We start from the raw sequence: 18,868 nt of genomic DNA on the forward strand, positions 1-18,868 counted from the left end.
TTCATTCTCCTTCTGTTTCTGCTTGTTTGTAGCGGTCGTAAAAAAGATCAAACGGTGCATCTTCTTCAAGTTCATCTTCCATTGATTGGATGTCAGGCAATTCAGCCAAACTTTTTAAGCCAAAATAATCCATAAAGTATTCCGTCGTACCGTATAAGATCGCTCGTCCTGGTCCGTCCACGCGGCCCTTTTCTTCAATCAGCCGTTTTGCCACCAGTTTTTGAACCGAGCCGCTGGATTGGACGCCGCGAATCTCTTCTACTTCCATCCGAGTGATCGGTTGCTTGTAAGCAATGATCGACAAAGTTTCCAAAGCCGCTTGCGACAATGAACTACCCATCGGTGATTCGGCATATTTCTTCAATAAAGGGGCAAATTGTTTCTTAGTGGTTAAGATAAAATGATTGCCGACTTCTAGAATATGCAACGCAGTATGTTCATTTTCTTCATATTGCTGATTTAATTCCTGCAAATGCTGATAGACACTGGCAGTATTACTTTTGACTAAATAACTTAGTTCTTCAAGTCCGATCCCCTCATCACCGACGACGAATAAGATCGCTTCTAATTCACTATATTTACTCATCTTCTTTACCTGTTGGATAGAGCAGAATCGACGCATAATTGTCTGTTTGCTCTACTCGAATCGTTCCTTTTTTCATTAATTCTAATAGTGCCATAAAGGTTACCACAACTTCTGTTTTATTGTAAGAGGTAAAAAACGAATCGAAGCTGCGGCCTTTTTTAGCACTGACATGCTGCATCTCCAACTGAATCGCCGCCATCTTTTCATCGATGGTGCTTTCATCAGGAGAAATCTTGGTTTCTAGTACTTGGCGATTTTTCTTTTTCTCGACCATTTTTTGAAAAGCCAAAAAGAGATCGATCGTGTTGAATTGATTGGCTCTTAATTGATCTTCTTCCTCTTTGTATTCATCGACATCCATTGGATCTTTCGTGTAATACAAACTGCGCTCTTCCGCTTTTTCTGAAAGCTGTTCGGCTGCGTACTTAAATTTCCGGTATTCTAGCAGTTGTGCCACCAGCATATCCCGCGGATCTTCTTCGTACTCTTCGACTTCAGCAATCAATTCTTGTTTAGGCAATAGCATCTGGCTTTTGATCGCCATCAAAGTCGCCGCCATAACTAAATATTCTCCAGCGACTTCTAATTCTAAAATTTTCATGGCATGGATGTACTGCATGTATTGTTCGGTGATGGTAGCAACTGGAATATCATAAACATCGATCTCCAGTTTTTTGATCAAATGAAGCAGCAAATCCAGCGGTCCTTCAAAGACAGCCAATTTTATTTTGATTTCTTCCATTCCATCCTCGATTTCTAGGCGCGCGGAAAGTGCTGCTTGTACACTTCCGTCATCCGTTTCTTCGTTATATGCGTGTAAATCTGAGTGGTCGAGATATCTGCGTGTCCTAGCAACTCTTGAACCGTTCGCAGATCTGCCCCGTTTTCTAATAGATGGGTCGCAAAACTATGGCGCAACGTATGGGGAGTCACATTCTTGGTGATCCCAGCTTGTCGAACCAAGGCCTTTAAATTTTTCCAGATCCCTTGACGAGACAGTTGCGTGCCGTGGTTGTTCACAAACAGATGGCTTTCATCTGGCGTTTTTCTCGTCAAATACGGACGCGCATCGCTGAGATAGGTTTCGATCCATTGAATCGCTAGATCCCCTAATGGAACGATCCGTTCTTTGTCGCCTTTCCCGGTTGTTTGCAGCAACCCCATACTTAAATGCAAATCGTTTAATTTCAAACCGATCAACTCGCTGACACGTAAGCCCGTTGCATACATCACTTCCAAAATCGCTCGGTCACGGATGCCCAACACCGCTCGCGTATCCGGTGTTTCGATCAACCGCTCCACTTCTTGTAAACTCAAGGTATCAGGCAGCTTCTGCTGTTTTTTCGGTGAATCAATATGCTGCATTGGATCATGATCGGTAAACCGTTCTTGACGCAAAAATTGATGGAATCTTCGCAAACTAGAGACCATCCGAATCACGGTCGCCGAGGATTTTCCCGCTTCTTGCAGACTTTGCAAAAAAGACAAAACGATCACTCGGTCGATCTGCTGCCACTGAGTGACTTGTTTTTTTTGTAAAAACGCAAGATACTGTTGCAGATCTCGTTGGTAGCTGGCACGGGTATTTTGGGATAGCCCGCGCTCAATGGTCAAATAATGAAGATAATCAATGATTTGTTCGTTCATGGGGCTCCCTCTACTTTCAGCTTTTTTATCATATCAAATTCTGGCTCGTTAAGATAGTAGCTTGCCAATAAAAAAGAGGCACCTACCCATATCGTTTGCCCAAGGAAACACCCGAATAATAGCAGATTTTTCGGTTTCTTTCAAATTGGAAAAAATAGCGCTCTTCCTATTGGAAACCATCTGACTATCATTCGGGTGATAACAAACGTTTATTTAAAATTGCCAAAGTACAATTACTCGGCTTTGCTTTGGCATTTTTGGCAGACACCATGAAATGTCAACCGATGATCCTTTACTAAAAAATGGTACTTTTGTTCAACGATCTCTTCGACACTGCCCAGCAAATCCTCTTCAACCTCTTCAATATTGCCGCATTCCAAACACAACAAGTGATGATGAAAGTGTTTGGCACCTTCTTTGCGTAGATCATAGCGAGCGACACCGTCATTAAAGCTGACTTTATCGACGATTTTCAAATCCGTTAAGATCTCCAACGTTCGATAGACGGTTGCCAAGCCAATCTCAGAATTTTTTTTTCGCACAAAAAAGAAAATCTCTTCGGCGGATAAATGGTCTTTCTCATTTTCTAATAAGACCAATAACGTCGCTTCTCGCTGAGGAGTTAATTTAAACCCCGACTCGTGCAATTGTTTCTTGGTCTTTTTTAACGCTGCTGTTGTGTTCATAGTTGCCTCCGTATGCCGTTAATTTATAACGATTCTAATCTGAGTGAGAATCACTCAAGACAAACATTGTAATCATTATAAATTAGAACGATAAAAGAAACAAGTATTCTCAATTAGGTTTTTTGATAAGAATCGTAAAGCCGTCTTTTTGCTCAATCAAACGCTGTTTCATCAAGGTTCCTAATGCCCGTTTAAATTGGCCTTTACTAATACCAAATGTTTGTAAAATCTCTTCCGGTGCTGATTTGTCGGTGAAAGGAATTTTGTTCTCAGGTGCTCGTTCTAAAAAGGTTAGAACCATGGCGGCATCATTTGAGATCGCTTCGTGGGCTCTTGGTTTCAATGAAAGGTTCAAGACACCATCTGGACGAATCCCAATCACTCGCCCTTTGACCACTTCCCCAAGGCGCGGCTCTTGATACCGTTCTGATGGATGGACGAAGCCAATATAAAAATCATCCGTCAGCAAGTAAGTACCCGCTAACTTCAAACGGTACACGGTACCTGTAACATCTTGATTCTTCATTTGCTCCGTACCATTTTTGCTCAATGCCTTAAAAATTTTCTCATCTGCTAATGAAGCCCAAATACGCTCTTTGTCATCGACCCGCAAGCTGACCATCAAGCGGTCGCCTTTTTTAGGCCAAAGTTCCCGCATCGTTGGCAATTCATCTAATGAAACCACCATATCTTTGTCTTTTAAACCGATATCGACGAAAACGCCTAAGTCGCGACGGCTTCCTGTGACTGTACCAAAGGCATAATGCCCTTTGCGGCTTTTCGGAATGTTCGTAGTGAGCACATTTTCTTGCTTTTGATTTTGATAGCCAAACCCTTCGACTGCTTCACCTAAATGATGCTCGCCTTCTTCCTTGGCTAGTCGGAAGGTAACCCCGCCTTTTTGAACAAAATAATTTTGTTCATTTTCATCAATGATCAATCCGCTAAATACGGATGCTAATAAGTCTTTCATCTATTCTCTCCTTCTTCATAAAAACTGCCCGTTGCTATAAAAAGAAACGCAGCAGTGCCATAGCAATAACGCCTGTAATAACGATTTTCATCAAATCTTTGGTATAATACCCCACCAACAATGCTGGGATACAGGCAACAGCTTCTTTGACTTTCAGGAGGGGAAATTGCCCTTCACGAAAGATCAACAAATTTTGCACCAACAATGCCGCCAAAATACACAAAGGTAAGTAACTCAAAAAGATGGTGAAGGACTCCGGAAAGACCAGCTTTTTAGAAAATAAAAAAGGAACGATCCGCGGAATCCATGTAACCAACCCACATGCTAGCATTAGTATAACAAAATTAGTCATGATGTGTCACCGTCCCAACCAAACAACCTGCCAAGGTCGCCGCAATTACCGCAATCTCAGCTGTCGAAAAACGCATAAATAAAATCAATGTCCCCACAACTGCCCCTAGTACTAAGAGGGTTTGCTGGGTTTTCTTCTTAAGCGGTCGCTCTACTTGAAATAAAAAAAGACCAACAAACATGGCTACCAAGGCAAAATCTAAGCCTAACGCTTCCGGATCTGGAATAAACGAGCCTAATAATCCGCCTAAGAAGGTTGCGAAGATCCAACTCAAATAAGCCATCACGTTCAACCCGTGGGTCCATTTCGCTGTGATTGGTTTGTCTTGTTGCAGTGCTGTCGTCAAAACACCATAAGATTCATCGGTCAAAAGCGTCCCAATCCCAATAGCAGAAAGCAAAGGTGTCTTTTTAAAATAGGAAGCTACTGACAAGCTCATCAAAAAGTGTCGTAAATTCACTAAAAAAACTGTTGCGACGATCGTCATGAAGGGTGCTTGAATCGCTAGTAACGCGCAAATGATAAATTGGGCACTGCCAGCATAGACAATAATAGACATTAAAATAATTTCTAAAATAGACAACCCAACGCCTTTTCCCACAACCCCCATCGCAAAACCAATGCCCAGATACCCAAGAATCGTTGGTACACAAGCAATGACTCCATCTTCAAACCGATCATATCTTTCCATTTTCTGCACAAAAAACCCCTCCTTGTTTGAACGATTATCTTTCATCATATCGAAAACAGGGAGGGGAAACAAGAGTTTTTCACATGTGCATGTAATTACTCTGAAATTTTGCTAGTGACTCAGGGGATTTAGCGAACGGTGTGATCGTTCCCATTGCCTCTGAAATAGCCGGTTTTGGCGTTTACCGTAAATAAGTATAGCGGGAAGGCTGAATCGTCCGTTCCTTTGAGCAAGCTACCTTGGGCATTTGTCGCATAAAAATTGTAATAGCCTTCACCATTGACGATTCGCACACGTTCAAAAGTATAGCCGCCTTCCACCACATAACCACGGGCAATCGCTGTGGCGATGATTTTTTCTTGGACGCCATCCGCCCACACCCAAGCACTATTGTTCACATCATCCAAATCACTTTGACGAGCTGGAATGATTGGTTGATTGTTAGTATTTGTTGGCGTATTTGGCGAAAGGACATACTCTTCTTCAGAAGTACTTTGCGCTGGTGCCGCAGCGCTTGAAGAACCACCGCTCGAAGCTGAAGAATTGTTCTCAGAAGCCGCTGCTTGTTCGGCTTGTTGTTGCGCCGCTGCTTGTTGAGTAGCTGTTTCACGCTTCGTCAAGGCAGTATCGACTTTACGCAGTTCAGTCGTAAGACTTTCCACCAATGAATCGATTGACAACGCTTGGACTTTTTTCATTAAAGCATTGTAGTTCTCGCGGGTGACACTTGCCGGAGCTTCCCCATCACCACTTAAAGCCACCATGCTCTTCACTGCATTTTGAACTTCCTCGATCGCGCTGAACTCTTTTTGTCCCATGTCGATGGCTTGATTGATCAACTCATCAAAGGCATCCCCGTTCTCACGCTTCGACATTGTGACAGCAGCAGCTTCTTTCAAGGGGACTTCTTCCAACTGATCCCCCACAACGGCAGGACTGCTGAAATAGCTGTTGATCTCTGTTAAAGCCGCTAGTTTGTCAGCGATCGTCTCTGCTTCTTGCGACAAGGCATCGTATCGTTCGTGGTCTTGAAAATCTGCCAACTGATTCGTCACAGCCGCCAACTGTTCTGCTGTTTTGTCGCTTTTAATGAACACACGCTCATCATCTGTATAAAAATCATTCAGCTCATTTTCGATCTGATCTAACGTGCGGTTCTCTTGCGCCAGTTGCGTTTGTCGGGCAGCTTCTTGTTGCTGTTGTTGATAGTAATACGCCCAACCACCACCTGCTGCCACTAATAGACAAGCCGCTGTAATGTAGAGTGCTTTACGAGGGCTCTTCTTGTTTTCGGTAGAAACAGGTGTTTTTTCTTCAGCAGTCGCCTTTTGCGGTGTTTCCTCCGCTACGGTGATTGGTTCAGGAATTGGATCGATGACTGGCTCTGGCTGCTTCCCAGCTTCTTCAATAACTGGAACTGGCTCCATCACTGCTTCCTCTTCACTTGCCGGCAGAGATTCCTCGCTGGCTTGCACCTGACTTTCTGCTTCAGCAGAGGACAGATCAACAGCGGCTTCTTCTGCTTCCAAAGCTGCAGCTGCCTTGGCTTCTTCATCAAGTTTGTGCTGCCGGATATAAGCAGCCAAAATCTCAGAGTCATGCTGATCATCCGTATTTAATGCATCGGTCTCATTTACTTCTTCGCTGGCTGATGTTGTTTGGTCTTCTTTAGACCCAGAGTTTTCCGCCGTTTCTGGTTCTTTTTTGGACTCTGATTCAAGTGCTACTTTTTGCTCATCGGGAAGGGCCTCCTGCTGCGCAAGGTCGATCGTTTCTTCATTCGAGGACGGCCGATCACCTAAATGCTCCTCCATTTTTCCAATCGGAACATTTTTAAAGTCAGACCAGCGAATATCATCGTTTTTATTTTGTAGCTCTTCTGGCGTAACGGAAGAGTCAGATGCTGGTTCCTGTTGGTTCTCCTTTGCTTGCTTCCATTGAAACCCGCAATTGGGACAAACGGATGTTTCTTCTATTGCTTGAAATCCACATTCAGGACATGTCTTCTTCATTGATTCAAACTGACTCCTTTTGTTTTTTGCAATTCCTTTTTATGGAGCAGTAACCTACCAGATCAAACGCTTGATGCGCCCACTGCTCCCTATTTCAAAGACCGACAAATAATAGATCTTCTTCGCATTTCTTTTTAATTACTCAATTATGCAGATGCACAAAATTAAATTTATCACATTCTAAGCAATTAGCCAACACTTGCTTGGTTACGTTTTTATTAAGTTCTTTACTGATCCTGTGAAGAGATGACAGAACCAGAACAAAAAAGACTTTCCAAAGAGGACCTTTGGAAAGTCGATAAACCTTGATTATTCTAAGAAATCTTTCAATTGTTTTGAACGAGATGGATGGCGTAGTTTCCGTAACGCTTTTGCTTCGATCTGACGAATCCGTTCTCTCGTTACCCCAAAGACTTTGCCGACTTCTTCTAATGTCCGAGTACGACCATCATCGATTCCGAAACGCAAGCGTAGCACGTTTTCTTCACGGTCAGTCAAGGTATCCAGTACATCTTCTAATTGTTCTTTCAAAAGCTCATAAGCCGCATGCTCTGCTGGACTTGTGGCATCTTGGTCTTCAATAAAATCACCTAGATGAGAATCATCTTCTTCACCGATCGGTGTTTCTAATGAAACAGGTTCTTGAGCGATCTTCAAGATTTCACGAACTTTTTCTGTCGGCAGATCCATTTCTGCACCGATTTCTTCCGGTGTCGGTTCGCGTCCTAAGTCTTGCAATAATTGCCGTTGGATACGAATCAATTTGTTGATGGTTTCTACCATATGCACTGGGATCCGAATGGTGCGGGCTTGGTCAGCGATGGCACGGGTGATTGCTTGACGGATCCACCAGGTCGCATACGTCGAGAATTTGAACCCTTTGCGGTAGTCGAATTTCTCAACGGCTTTCATCAAACCCATGTTTCCTTCTTGAATCAAATCAAGGAATTGCATTCCTCGACCTACATAACGTTTGGCAATACTAACGACCAAACGTAGGTTGGCTTCTGCCAAACGCTGTTTTGCTTCTTGGTCGCCTTCTTCGATTTTCAGTGCGAGAGCCACTTCTTCTTCTGCGGTCAATAGTGGCACCCGACCGATTTCTTTCAAGTACATCCGAACGGGATCATTGATTTTCACACCAGTCGGTGCAGACAGATCTTCTTGAGGTTGGGTTTCTTGTCGTTTTTCATTACTCTTTAAACTATGGACTGAAGGCTCTCCATTTTCATCCACGACACTGATGCCTGAATCCTCCAGTTTTTGAATTAGTTTGTCCATTGCATCAGCATCCAAAGTATACGGCGTTGCTAAACGATTCGTAATATCATCGTAAACAACTTGCCCCTTTGTTTTGTTTTCTCGGATGTATTCGGCAACTGCTTTGTCATACGTTTTTTTTGTTTCTTCTGCCATGAAAGAAAGCCCCTTTCAGTTCGCTATTTAGCTTGTTTCAACCGTTTGGTCAAATCAATGATTTCGATCGCTAGTTCAAGTTCTAATTGCTGGTTTCCTTTTTGTCTTGCTTCTTGCTGCTGGATTCGTTTTTGATTGATTTCTTCAGCAATGCCCGACTTTTGAAAGACCTGCAGAATGTCCTGAAATTCTTGTTCAGTCCCTTCCTCAGAAGCTTTAAGATCTGCAATATCGATCACCATTTTTTTCATTGAATCTTCTTTTAAAAAATCTAAGAACTTTGCTAAAACAAAGTGTTCTTCTGTTTCCATATACGCATCAAACAGCAGATACAGCTGTTGATAACGATCATGGATAAAGGATATACCACTCGCTCGAAAGCGATGATTTAATGTACTGTCATGAAACAAACGGTACAATAATAATTCTTGTGCTTTTTCTACCTGTGTTTTGGGCTGCTGCCGCGTTGGCGGCGTAAAGACCACAGGATTATCTGCTGGCGGTGGTGGCGCTGCATCTTGCATCGGCCGCTGTTCTTGCCGGTTTTGCTTGAGTTGCTGCTGCAGGGTTTCACGACTCAAATTGAACTCTGTAGACAGCTGGGTCAAATAACGGTCTTGCTCCAACAAAGAATCCACACGCTGCAATTCATTTAACACAACTTGGACATAGTCCAATTGTTCTTTCTCATTGGCTAAATTGCGATTCGTCCGATGATAATCCATTTTAAATGCAAAAACCGTTTCTTTGCCGTGGACAGCTAATTTATAAAAAGCTTCTGTCCCATATTTGCGCAAATACTCATCTGGGTCCATCCGTTCCGGTACTCGAACCACCGATAGTTTTAAACGGCTATTGTTTTGCAAAAGATCGATCCCGCGGTTCGTTGCTTCAACCCCTGCACTATCTCCATCGTAACAAAGAATCACTTCTTGTGCCACTCGTTCGATATGGGCGATCTGCTGATTGGTTAAGCTGGTTCCCATTGAGGCGATCCCATTTTCGATTCCTGCCTGCCAAGCGGCGATCACGTCCATAAATCCTTCAAATAAATACACTTGGCCATCTTTGCGCATCGCACGGCGTGCTTTGTCAAAGTTGAAGAGAACCTCGCGTTTGTTGAAAAGGATCGTTTCAGGACTATTTAAATATTTCGGCTGGTCTTGATCACCAACTTTTTCGCTTGCCAGCCAACGACCAGAAAAACCAATCGTTTTTCCTTGAGGATTACGAATCGGAAACATGATTCGTTGGTAAAAGCGATCCGCCAATGAACCATCGTTTCGTTGAACAAAGAGCCCTGTATCAGGAAAAAATTCAGCTTTGGCTTGTTCATTCAAAAAGACTTTCTCCAAAAACGAGCGTTCGTTCGGCGCAAAACCAATATTGAATTCTTCAATCAATGCCATCGTCAATCCGCGATCCAACAAATAATCAAGCGCTTCTTGTCCAGCAGCCGTATTCACCAACATGTGATGATAGACCTCGGCGGCTTTTTCATGCAGCGCAATCAGTTGACTCGTTTGTGAGGTCGCCTCATTGATACCTTCTGACTGTTGATATTGCGGATCAAGAGGAATATCGTTCATTTCTGCTACTTTGACGACTGCTTCAGGAAAACTGATGCCTTCAAGCTCTTGTAAAAAACCGTAAACATTTCCCCCACGACCACAACCAAAACAATGAAAAATTTGTTTGTCTTCTGCAACGGAAAAAGAAGGTGATTTTTCATTATGAAAGGGACACAAACCAAAATAATTCTTTCCGGATTTCTTTAACTGGACATACTGTCCCACGATATCAACAATATTGCTGCGTTCGCGAATATCGTCAATGATCGTTTGAGGAATTCGTGCCATCCACTCACCTCCATTTGGTAAGTATTCATCGTTTACTAGGTAAAAAAACGCACTAATAGGTATCAGTGCGAAGAATAATTAGACAGAATCACTCATAATGATTTTACCATATTCTATTTGTATTTCAAGCTTTTTTGCTTGCGTTGTTTCTTGACGATCAAGAAAAAAACCGCGCCGTAACGTCGATTTTCCACCGGTTCATTTTTATTAGATCCGCATAGAACATATTGCCGCCATTGTGATACAAATGACCGCCATTATAAAAGACCGATTGGATGCCCCAATAACGATAGGTTTGTTCTGTATCATTGCCTAACAACGGGGATAAAACCTCTCTGGAGTATGTTTCTGCTAATTCTAAGGTGTTCACGCCACCCCGTTCAGCGACATAATCAATATAATCTGTCCCAAAATTATAAGCCTGGACTGCGGTCCAAAGATCACAATTCATTTGCTCTGCTTTTTCGATCAACTCGGCTAAATAAGAAACCCCTTGTTCGATGCTTTGTTCTGGTGTATCAAATTGATTTTGTTTTCCATATACACTTTCAGAACTTTGCATCGGGTCATTGCCTTGTCCTTTTGACTCCGTCAGCATGATACTCATTGCTAAAGACTGATATTCAGAGATGTCGTGGGCTTTTGTCTGCTGTGCGATTTCCTCTTCATACGCATAGACAGCTTTCAATGCCGTGTAATTTCGATAGCCCCAAACCCCTGCTCCGATCAGCAGCAGCAAGAGCGCAAGCTTCAGTACAAATCCTAGGAAACGTCGAATTTTTCTCATCAAATACATCCCATCTTTTCTAAGTCAGAATCTATCGTACTATGAAATGAACAGGCTGACTAGAATTTTTTCTCTCCTAAAAAATCCTTAATAAAATCACAAGATTATTTAGAAAAAAACAAGCAATCCTAAGCTGATGGAGGGATTGTTGATGGTTTGACATGAAAAAGGAAACAGTGCTCCTTCAGATAAAGGAAGCACTGTTTCACTGATTTTTATTTTTCGATCGTGGTCACGATACCAGAGCCAACTGTTCGTCCACCTTCACGAATGGAGAAGGTCGTTCCATTTTCCACAGCGATTGGATGGATCAATTCCACATCGATCGTTACGTTGTCACCAGGCATAACCATTTCCGTTCCTTCTGGTAAAACGATATTCCCAGTTACGTCCGTTGTACGGAAGTAAAATTGTGGGCGATAGTTATTAAAGAATGGGGTATGGCGACCGCCTTCTTCCTTTGTCAACACATAGACTTCTGCTTGGAATTTCGTATGTGGTGTGATGGAACCTGGTTTTGCTAACACTTGTCCCCGTTCAATTTCATCACGGGTGATTCCCCGTAATAATACCCCTACATTATCACCAGCTTCGCCAAAGTCCATCGTTTTACGGAACATTTCTACTCCTGTCACGACTGCTTTTTGTGTTTCAGGTTTGATTCCGACGATTTCTACTTCATCACCGACTTTTACTGTTCCGCGATCGATCCGACCAGAAGCAACGGTTCCCCGTCCAGTAATTGAAAAGACATCTTCGATCGGCAACAATAATGGTTTGTCAGTATCTCGTTCAGGTGTTGGGATATATTCATCTACCGTATCCATCAGCGTTAAGATCGCTGCTTCTGCTTCTGGATCACCTTCCAAGGCTTTTAAAGCAGAGCCCTTGATCACAGGAATGTCATCACCTGGAAAATCATATTCAGTCAGCAATTCTCTGACTTCCATTTCCACTAAATCAATCAACTCATCATCATCGACAAGGTCCGTTTTATTCAAAAAGACGATCAAATGTTTCACACCTACTTGACGAGAAAGCAAAATATGTTCCCGTGTTTGCGGCATTGGGCCATCTGTCGCTGATACGACCAAGATTGCGCCGTCCATTTGGGCAGCCCCTGTAATCATATTTTTCACATAGTCCGCATGTCCTGGTGCATCGATATGGGCATAGTGCCGTTTTTCTGTTTCATATTCTACATGGGCAGTATTGATAGTGATCCCACGTTCGCGTTCCTCAGGAGCCGCGTCGATACTTGCGTAATCTTGCGGATTGGCAAGCCCTTTTTTCCCAAGAACTGTGGTAATAGCAGCAGTCAAGGTTGTTTTCCCATGGTCAACGTGTCCAATTGTTCCGATGTTGACATGGGGTTTGCTACGATCATAATGTTGTTTTGCCATATTGTTTCCCTCCTAGAGAAAGTTGAGTCGCTGTTTTACTCGAATCATATTTTTGCGATTTACGCTTCCAAATTCATAAGCCTCAACTTATTTTTTGTAAGTTTAAATCTACTCTTATTATAGGTCAAAATTAGTCAAAGTCAAGTCAGAGGTCTCAGCTCCCAATCCCTAAGAATTTCTTTGCTTTTTAGCGATCTATTGGACGTAGGACAATTTTTATGAATAATAGAAGATGAGGTGAGAGATGTGAAGAAAATCATGGCAGCGCTGGTTTTTACAGCAATTTTCCTTGGGGGCTGTTTTGCTACTTATCATTATTACTATGGTGGAAATGACTACTATACAGTCATCACGGATGCCGGCGAGCACGATACAGAAATTAGTGATAACGGGGTTGCCGAAGATGTCTACCGTTACACACAAGACGCTTACAGTTCCTCTGGAGAAGTCAAAAGGGTCAAAATGAATGAGCACCGTTCCGCTCCTTTAAGAGAAGGTGCCTATTTAAAATTATTGGTCAATCCTAATAAAGGTGTTCTGAGCTGGGAAGAAGTTTCTGAAGAAGACGTCCCTAAAGCCGCCCTTGAGAAACTGGCCGCTCAATAATTGCTGATATTGATCAAAGATATCCAGAAAAAAAGCAGAGACTCCTCATTTCTTAAAGAGGAATCTCTGCTTTTTTTGTTGTTCTATGTTGTTAGCTCCGTATCATCCCCACAGAAGCCCCTTCTCCTACATCCGATTAATTACTTCTTCTACATTTTTGATCGTTACAGAAATCGTTCCGTCTGGGTTATTGATAAATTCAATCAAATTTGGATCTCGGTAGACATCCAAAGGAACGATCAATTCGATCCCGTTAGATAATTTCAGTTTTTGTTTCCCAAATTTTTTCTCCGAAATCTCACGGACATCCCGCATCATTGGCGCCTGATTGACGAATCCTTTTTCAGCCACTTCTTCTTGAAAAGAAAGCTGAGCGGTAATATTGTCTTTAAAGACTTTTTGCGCTACTTCGCTGACATCGATATGACCAGATTCTTCGATCGTGTCGTAGACCGCTTCTTTTAAATCGGCAACAACGTTATAGGTAGGTGTTTCAAACTTCTGCCCAATTTTTTCCGCCACTTTTTTGATGACTTTGACGTTTTCTTCTAACGAAGGAATCGGTTCGGCATCAATGACTTTCGTTGAAAAGTAAGCATATTTTTCCCCTGAAAAGCTATATTTCTTTTCAATCAGTTCAAAATCTAAGCTCTCCACATCAATTGTGATCCCTTCATCGGCCTTTTGGGTTTTACCTGCTAGTAGGGCACGATGCAAAATCAAATTGTTTTCGATCCCAGCTTCCCCATTATCAATAAAATGCGTATAGCCGTCTTGATAATTGACCTTCAAAAATGCCAACTGCATTCTTGTATCAAATTCATACAAGACGACAAAGGCATCCGCACTTGGTGCATCTTCACTTTCCTTGTAGGCTTCATACCACCGTTGGACGATCGCTTCACTGGCTGCGACAAAATCATCCGGTGCTTGTTTGACCAGTTGAGCGATCGTTGATGTTTCGAGTAAACGCCCTGTTTTGGTTTGCGGTGTTGCAAGTTTCTGTATTTTTTTCGTCAAATAATCACGAATGTATTCCGTTGTTAAATCAAGTTCAACTTGTGAAAAAACCGGATCGCCTGTTTGACGATCAATAATGTGTAAAATCGCATGTTTCAAATAAATATCCATTAGTTACGCTCCTTATCCATTTGTCTAGTGTACAAAAAAAATAGGCGAACTGACAAGAGTCAAACGTCATTTTTCTTGTTGGACACTTCCTTTTTGAAAGATGCATTCATTGGAAAATCCGTCTTCGTCTGCTAAACTAAAGGTATCACAGAAAACGGAGGAATGAACATGAACAGCTATACGTTATCAAATAATGTGACCATCCCTGAGCTAGGCTTTGGCACATGGCAAACACCAGACGGCGACGTTGCCGTAGCATCAGTCAAAAAAGCACTGGAAGTAGGTTACCGCCATATTGATACAGCACAAGGCTATAAAAATGAAGCCAGTGTTGGTCAAGCGATCAAAGAAAGCGGCATTCCCCGCGAAGAGCTTTTCTTGACTACAAAATTGTGGAATGCAAACCATTCCTATGATCTTGTGATGTCTTCTTTTGAAGAGTCCTTAGAAAAACTACAAACAGACTATATCGATCTTTTCTTAATCCATTGGCCAAACCCAGTAGCCTTTCGTGACAACTGGCAAACAGCGAATGCAGAAACATGGCGCGCTTTTGAAGAATTGTATCAAGCAGGCAAAATCAAAGCGATCGGCGTCAGCAACTTCTTACCACATCATTTTGAAGAATTGAAAAAAACAGCGACCATCTTCCCAATGGTCAATCAGATTTTCCTTGCACCTGGCGAGTTACAAGAAGAAGTCGTGACCTATTGCCGAGAACACGATGTATTGCTTGAAGCATATAGCCCATTAGGTACCGGGAAGATATTTGATGTACCAGAAATGAAAGCTTTAGCTGAAAAGCATCAAAAATCAATCGCTCAAGTTGCATTACGCTGGTCTTTACAACATGGTTTCTTGCCATTACCAAAATCAGTCACACCAAGTCGGATCGAAGAAAACATCCATGTCTTTGATTTTGAGCTATCTGAAGAAGACATGAAAACGATCGATCAATTAGATGGCGTCGTTGGGAAAGCGACCAATCCAGATACGACAGGGTTTTAATTTTACTCTCTATAAGGAGAAGCCTATGAAGACAACTGATTTGATTCACCTCTCCCCTGCTGTTCAAAAAACCTTACATGCTGATTTTGTTTTTCTTGTATGGCCAGACAAAGTCCAACATTTTCCGGCGCGTCAATGGTCAACCAGCGACTATCAGCAGATGCTAGCTGAGAAACTAACTGGAGAGATACGCTTTTTTCTTTGGGAAAACTACTTAGTCGCCACTGGAGACAAGGAGCTTTTGATCCTGATGCCTAAGTACCATCAAATCAATGATCTAGTAGAAACGCCAGCGCCGCTTCTTTAGCAGCGCTGGCGTTTTTTCAGGAAGTATATAAATTTTTTTGTATTTTTTCATGAGAATCACTGTTCTTTTCTGCAAATTTTCCTTATAATCGATAGTGATCGAGAGGAGAAGATTATGAAAAAGAAACAATTAGCAAAATTGAAACAACAATTCCGCCCGTCTTATGAAACAGCTCGACAACAGTTGTTTACAGCGATCGAGCGCAAAACAGCAGATAAGTTCGACCTTCCGACAACTGTTTATATCAATCCTAAAAATCACGAGGAATTATTGATTGAATTGTTGAAGGAAACACCAAAAGAACAAAAAATCGCTGTTCCTTTAGATGAGAACTTCAAAATCGTCGTGAAACGAATCCAACGCTTAGAAGCTGGCTTACTTGATCGTTTCAGCGATAACTTAGTCGATGAAATCGCCGCCTACTGGTTGCCGACCAATACACAAGTAAGTGCGACGCCTGCTTCCGCTCCTGTCACAGAAACAGCAGAAGTGAAGGAAGAATCAACACCAACCGAAACGGCTGCACCAACTAAAGAAGTAGAAAAATCAGCGGAATCAATGACTGATGATTCTGACGAAGCCATGACTTTTTCAGCATTTGCCGAAAAAATCGCAGCATTCCCTAAATTTTCTGCAAAACAATCTTCAGGAGAAACGATCGTAATCGAAGCTTCCCCGAAAGAAGATCGTGTTCTAGCAACAATTTCTGAAACAGAAAGTGATACTTTTACTATCGAAACCGCGCTAGAACGCAAATACAAAGTAAAATTAGAAGTCATTCCATTGATCGAGGCGTATGCTCATACGGCGATTTCGAAACGATAAACAAAAGGTTCTCTAGGAATTTCCCTAGAGAACCTTTTTTAATTGCGTATTTCTGTTAAATATTTACGGGCTTGCTCTTGATTCATTTGACTCGCCGCTCGCAGCTTAGCTGCCAGCTGCTCGATCTCGTTTCCTTTTGCCCCAACTGAAATAGCTAATGAACGGGCTTGCATGCTCATATGGCCTTGCTGAATCCCTTCTGAAACCAATGCCCGCAAAGCTGCCAAATTCTGAACCAACCCGACACTTGCCGCCAGCGAAGCTAACTCACTCGCCGTTTCAACACCAGTCAGTGCCAACGCCGCTTGGGCTTTCGGCAATACTTTCGTCGCCCCCCCGACCGTGGCGATCGCCAACGGCAGTGTAATACTGCCGATCAGTCGGTCTTCAGCGATTTTCCAAGAAGTTAAGCCTTGCACCCGTCCGTTACGTGCGGCATACCCATGACAAGCAGCGGAAAGTGCGCGGGTATCATTACCGGTAGCCAAAATCAGTGCTTCGACACCATTCATGATCCCTTTGTTATGGGTAGTCGCTCGATACGGATCAATCTTAGCGAAATCAGCAGCATGAACGATTTTTGTTGCGACTTGTCTGCCATTTCCGGTCTTGCTCAGTTTATCAAAAGGTACGGAGCAAGTGGCTGTCACTAACGATTCCGTAGCAAGATTACTTAAAATACTAAAGAGAATTTCTTCTTCTGGGAACCACTTCCGAAAGAGGTCGGCTACTCCTTCTAAAATCGAATTAATGATGTTGGCGCCCATGGCATCTTTGACGTCAACCAACAAATCGACTGAGACATAGGCTGTTGCTAATTCAGATTCTGTTGGGGAGAAGTTCCGACCAATCACTCGTCGCAGTCCTCCGCCGCGTTTTACGATCGAGGGATATGCCTCGTTCGCCACTGCAAAAATCGTTGCTTGCTCTGTATTGACTTTTGCCAAAATGGCATCTGGGTCTTGAACACCCATAAAGACGATCTGTCCTCGAAGCAAACGTTCTTGGCTAGTTGTTGTAATGGGACCAGCCATTTTGGCACCATTGCTCATCGCTGCAACCACAGAGGGTTCTTCTGTGGCTAACGGGACATTGTATAACTTGCCATTTACCTGCAGATTCAACCCCACGCCTAAGGGGATTTCCACTTCACTGATCTGGTTTTCGATCAAGTGATTGGCGGTTTCCTTGTCTAATGCCATTTCTTGAAAAACCAAGGATTCGGTTGCCGTGATCGCCCCTTGTGCTTCGAGAAAGGCTAGCCGTTCGTTAGGCGTAAGGGCGTAGAACTTTTTTTTTTCTGTTTTTTCTGATGCTGACTCCTCATGAAAATCAGTTTGACTTGATGCGACCAAAGGGTTTTCTAACAGCATCGCTAGCCCTAACCCACCACCGACACATAAAGAGGCGATCCCATAGCGCTCTTGGGTGTCTTTTAGCTGATAAGCGACCGTCGTTGCGATCCGAGCGCCAGTCGCGCCAATCGCATGGCCAAGAGAAATGCCCCCGCCGTAACGGTTGACTTTCTTGGGATCCAAACCAAGTTCACGTTCTACTACAATTGAGGAAGCTGCAAAGGCTTCATTGATTTCAAAAATACCGATCTCTTCAATCGACAGTGCTTGCTTTTTCAGCAAAGTATCGATTGCTTTGATTGGTGAGATTCCCATGATCTCTGGAGCAAAGCCAACTTCAACGATCTCTTTGATCACTGCCAGATAAGGAATCTGATGCTCCTCACAGTAGCTTTTTGAGGCGATCAAGACCATGGCAGCCCCATCATTGATGGTTGAGGCATTCCCAGCAGTCACCGTACCGTCCTTTTTGAAAACCGTTTTAAGTTCAGCTAATTTTTCGACCGTCGTAGCAGCGCGAATGCCTTCATCCTGTAAAACGGTCCCTGACTTTTCAGTCAAAGGTACGATCTCTTGCTCAAATTTCTTTTCTGCTTGTGCCTTGGCAGCTTTCATTTGGGAGTGGTAGGCAAATTCATCTTGTTCTTGTCGCGTGATGCCGTATCTTTCTGCAACAGTTTCAGCCGTTAAGCCCATCGGTTTGCTGCTAAAAGCATCCGTTAAGCCATCATGCATCATTGTTGATATTGGGGCTGAATACTGATCTTCTGCCTTGTTATAATAACTGAAAAGCGGCGCATTCGTCATACTTTCAATCCCACCAGTCAAAACGACAGATGCCTTGTTTAACTGAATTTGCTCCATGCCCATTAGAATCGCTTTCATTCCCGAACCGCAAACTTCGTTGATCGTTGAGGCTGGGATATCTGAAGAAAGTCCACTTTGCAGGGAAACTTGACGGCTTGGATTTTGACCACTGCCTGCTTGTAGGACATTTCCGATAATCACTTGTGCGATATGTTCTTTTGCTTGTTGGTTTCTTGCCAACAAGGCTTTTGCAGCAACTGTTCCTAATTCTACTGCTGAATATTCTTTTAATGACCCATGGTATTTGCCAATTGGCGTTCTTATTGCGTCGATAATGACAACTTCTTCCACGTACGTCACCTCCTCTTGAAATATATCATTAAATCCTCCAAAAAAGAATACCCCACATCAGCTTGC

At 42.9% G+C, this 18,868-nt stretch carries 18 protein-coding genes; 4 read left to right on the forward strand and 14 right to left on the reverse strand.

Annotation, left to right across the window (positions count from 1 at the left end; all coding sequences use genetic code 11):
- Window position 1: 1 nt before the first annotated feature.
- The 12 genes from scpB to tuf all read right to left on the reverse strand — a co-directional run bounded on the left by scpB (window position 2) and on the right by tuf (window position 12,412).
- Window positions 2–586, reverse strand: a complete 585-nt coding sequence (scpB, locus tag A5870_RS11175) for an SMC-Scp complex subunit ScpB (RefSeq protein ID WP_005229316.1) — start codon at window positions 584–586, stop codon at window positions 2–4.
- Complete coding sequence (locus tag A5870_RS11180; RefSeq protein WP_005237103.1) at window positions 579–1,328, reverse strand: segregation/condensation protein A; 750 nt, start codon at window positions 1,326–1,328, stop codon at window positions 579–581. The genes scpB and A5870_RS11180 overlap by 8 nt, the downstream gene beginning before the upstream one ends.
- A 14-nt stretch (window positions 1,329–1,342) precedes the next feature.
- On the reverse strand, window positions 1,343–2,233 hold the full coding sequence (gene xerD, locus A5870_RS11185; RefSeq protein WP_005237104.1) for a site-specific tyrosine recombinase XerD: 891 nt from the start codon (window positions 2,231–2,233) through the stop codon (window positions 1,343–1,345).
- Window positions 2,234–2,466: 233 nt separating this feature from the next.
- Window positions 2,467–2,919 carry a ferric iron uptake transcriptional regulator gene (gene fur, locus A5870_RS11190; RefSeq protein WP_005237105.1) on the reverse strand — a complete coding sequence of 151 codons (453 nt, stop codon included), beginning with the start codon at window positions 2,917–2,919 and terminating at the stop codon, window positions 2,467–2,469.
- Between the two features lie 109 nt (window positions 2,920–3,028).
- On the reverse strand, window positions 3,029–3,892 hold the full coding sequence (locus A5870_RS11195) for a CvfB family protein (protein ID WP_077452652.1): 864 nt from the start codon (window positions 3,890–3,892) through the stop codon (window positions 3,029–3,031).
- Window positions 3,893–3,926: 34 nt separating this feature from the next.
- Window positions 3,927–4,244 carry an AzlD domain-containing protein gene (locus tag A5870_RS11200; RefSeq protein ID WP_086292886.1) on the reverse strand — a complete coding sequence of 106 codons (318 nt, stop codon included), beginning with the start codon at window positions 4,242–4,244 and terminating at the stop codon, window positions 3,927–3,929.
- Window positions 4,237–4,944, reverse strand: coding sequence for an AzlC family ABC transporter permease (locus tag A5870_RS11205; protein ID WP_081118793.1), 708 nt, complete (start codon window positions 4,942–4,944; stop codon window positions 4,237–4,239). The genes A5870_RS11200 and A5870_RS11205 overlap by 8 nt, the downstream gene beginning before the upstream one ends.
- Window positions 4,945–5,063: 119 nt before the next feature.
- Window positions 5,064–6,947, reverse strand: a complete 1,884-nt coding sequence (locus tag A5870_RS11210) for a cell division site-positioning protein MapZ family protein (protein WP_086292888.1) — start codon at window positions 6,945–6,947, stop codon at window positions 5,064–5,066.
- A gap of 309 nt (window positions 6,948–7,256) precedes the next feature.
- On the reverse strand, window positions 7,257–8,363 hold the full coding sequence (gene rpoD / locus A5870_RS11215; protein ID WP_005229298.1) for an RNA polymerase sigma factor RpoD: 1,107 nt from the start codon (window positions 8,361–8,363) through the stop codon (window positions 7,257–7,259).
- Between the two features lie 23 nt (window positions 8,364–8,386).
- Entirely contained in the window at window positions 8,387–10,222 is a 1,836-nt protein-coding gene (dnaG, locus tag A5870_RS11220; RefSeq protein ID WP_077452657.1) for a DNA primase, read from the reverse strand.
- Between the two features lie 157 nt (window positions 10,223–10,379).
- The gene (locus A5870_RS11225; RefSeq protein ID WP_086293424.1) at window positions 10,380–11,009 is read right to left on the reverse strand and encodes a lysozyme family protein; all 630 of its coding nucleotides are present in this window, start codon (window positions 11,007–11,009) and stop codon (window positions 10,380–10,382) included.
- A gap of 215 nt (window positions 11,010–11,224) precedes the next feature.
- Window positions 11,225–12,412, reverse strand: coding sequence for an elongation factor Tu (tuf, locus tag A5870_RS11230; protein WP_005237121.1), 1,188 nt, complete (start codon window positions 12,410–12,412; stop codon window positions 11,225–11,227).
- A 246-nt stretch (window positions 12,413–12,658) separates the two neighbouring features.
- On the opposite strand from tuf, the gene A5870_RS11235 reads away from it, so the two are divergent.
- A complete protein-coding gene (locus A5870_RS11235; RefSeq protein ID WP_081118796.1) occupies window positions 12,659–13,018 on the forward strand; it encodes a YxeA family protein in 360 nt (119 codons plus the stop codon).
- A 126-nt stretch (window positions 13,019–13,144) separates the two neighbouring features.
- Here the strand turns inward: A5870_RS11235 and A5870_RS11240 are convergent, their stop codons facing one another.
- Window positions 13,145–14,149 carry a nucleoid-associated protein gene (locus A5870_RS11240; protein WP_077452659.1) on the reverse strand — a complete coding sequence of 335 codons (1,005 nt, stop codon included), beginning with the start codon at window positions 14,147–14,149 and terminating at the stop codon, window positions 13,145–13,147.
- Window positions 14,150–14,311: 162 nt separating this feature from the next.
- Between A5870_RS11240 and A5870_RS11245 the strand changes: the two genes are divergently transcribed.
- From A5870_RS11245 to A5870_RS11255, 3 genes are all read left to right on the forward strand, one after another.
- Window positions 14,312–15,157 carry an aldo/keto reductase gene (locus A5870_RS11245; RefSeq protein WP_428219287.1) on the forward strand — a complete coding sequence of 282 codons (846 nt, stop codon included), beginning with the start codon at window positions 14,312–14,314 and terminating at the stop codon, window positions 15,155–15,157.
- Window positions 15,158–15,182: 25 nt separating this feature from the next.
- Window positions 15,183–15,464: a hypothetical protein gene (locus A5870_RS11250; RefSeq protein WP_086292892.1), complete on the forward strand. Its 282-nt coding sequence runs from the start codon at window positions 15,183–15,185 to the stop codon at window positions 15,462–15,464.
- A gap of 114 nt (window positions 15,465–15,578) precedes the next feature.
- The gene (locus tag A5870_RS11255) at window positions 15,579–16,289 is read left to right on the forward strand and encodes a hypothetical protein (protein ID WP_086292894.1); all 711 of its coding nucleotides are present in this window, start codon (window positions 15,579–15,581) and stop codon (window positions 16,287–16,289) included.
- Window positions 16,290–16,327: 38 nt separating this feature from the next.
- On the opposite strand, the gene A5870_RS11260 is transcribed toward A5870_RS11255, so the two are convergent.
- On the reverse strand, window positions 16,328–18,802 hold the full coding sequence (locus A5870_RS11260; protein ID WP_086292896.1) for a hydroxymethylglutaryl-CoA reductase, degradative: 2,475 nt from the start codon (window positions 18,800–18,802) through the stop codon (window positions 16,328–16,330).
- Window positions 18,803–18,868: the final 66 nt, after the last annotated feature.

It is taken from the genome of Enterococcus sp. 2G9_DIV0600 (genome assembly GCF_002140615.1).
GTDB lineage: Bacteria > Bacillota > Bacilli > Lactobacillales > Enterococcaceae > Enterococcus_D > Enterococcus_D innesii.

Bases quoted from the DNA above. Each gene is read 5' to 3' on its own strand.
- scpB (WP_005229316.1), bottom strand. From the start codon at position 586: ATGAGTAAATATAGTGAATTAGAAGCGATCTTATTCGTCGTCGGTGAT.
- A5870_RS11180 (WP_005237103.1), bottom strand. From the start codon at position 1,328: ATGGAAGAAATCAAAATAAAATTGGCTGTCTTTGAAGGACCGCTGGAT.
- xerD (WP_005237104.1), bottom strand. From the start codon at position 2,233: ATGAACGAACAAATCATTGATTATCTTCATTATTTGACCATTGAGCGC.
- fur (WP_005237105.1), bottom strand. From the start codon at position 2,919: ATGAACACAACAGCAGCGTTAAAAAAGACCAAGAAACAATTGCACGAG.
- A5870_RS11195 (WP_077452652.1), bottom strand. From the start codon at position 3,892: ATGAAAGACTTATTAGCATCCGTATTTAGCGGATTGATCATTGATGAA.
- A5870_RS11200 (WP_086292886.1), bottom strand. From the start codon at position 4,244: ATGACTAATTTTGTTATACTAATGCTAGCATGTGGGTTGGTTACATGG.
- A5870_RS11210 (WP_086292888.1), bottom strand. From the start codon at position 6,947: ATGAAGAAGACATGTCCTGAATGTGGATTTCAAGCAATAGAAGAAACA.
- rpoD (WP_005229298.1), bottom strand. From the start codon at position 8,363: ATGGCAGAAGAAACAAAAAAAACGTATGACAAAGCAGTTGCCGAATAC.
- dnaG (WP_077452657.1), bottom strand. From the start codon at position 10,222: ATGGCACGAATTCCTCAAACGATCATTGACGATATTCGCGAACGCAGC.
- A5870_RS11225 (WP_086293424.1), bottom strand. From the start codon at position 11,009: ATGAGAAAAATTCGACGTTTCCTAGGATTTGTACTGAAGCTTGCGCTC.
- tuf (WP_005237121.1), bottom strand. From the start codon at position 12,412: ATGGCAAAACAACATTATGATCGTAGCAAACCCCATGTCAACATCGGA.
- A5870_RS11240 (WP_077452659.1), bottom strand. From the start codon at position 14,149: ATGGATATTTATTTGAAACATGCGATTTTACACATTATTGATCGTCAA.
- A5870_RS11245 (WP_428219287.1), top strand. From the start codon at position 14,312: ATGAACATGAACAGCTATACGTTATCAAATAATGTGACCATCCCTGAG.
- A5870_RS11250 (WP_086292892.1), top strand. From the start codon at position 15,183: ATGAAGACAACTGATTTGATTCACCTCTCCCCTGCTGTTCAAAAAACC.
- A5870_RS11255 (WP_086292894.1), top strand. From the start codon at position 15,579: ATGAAAAAGAAACAATTAGCAAAATTGAAACAACAATTCCGCCCGTCT.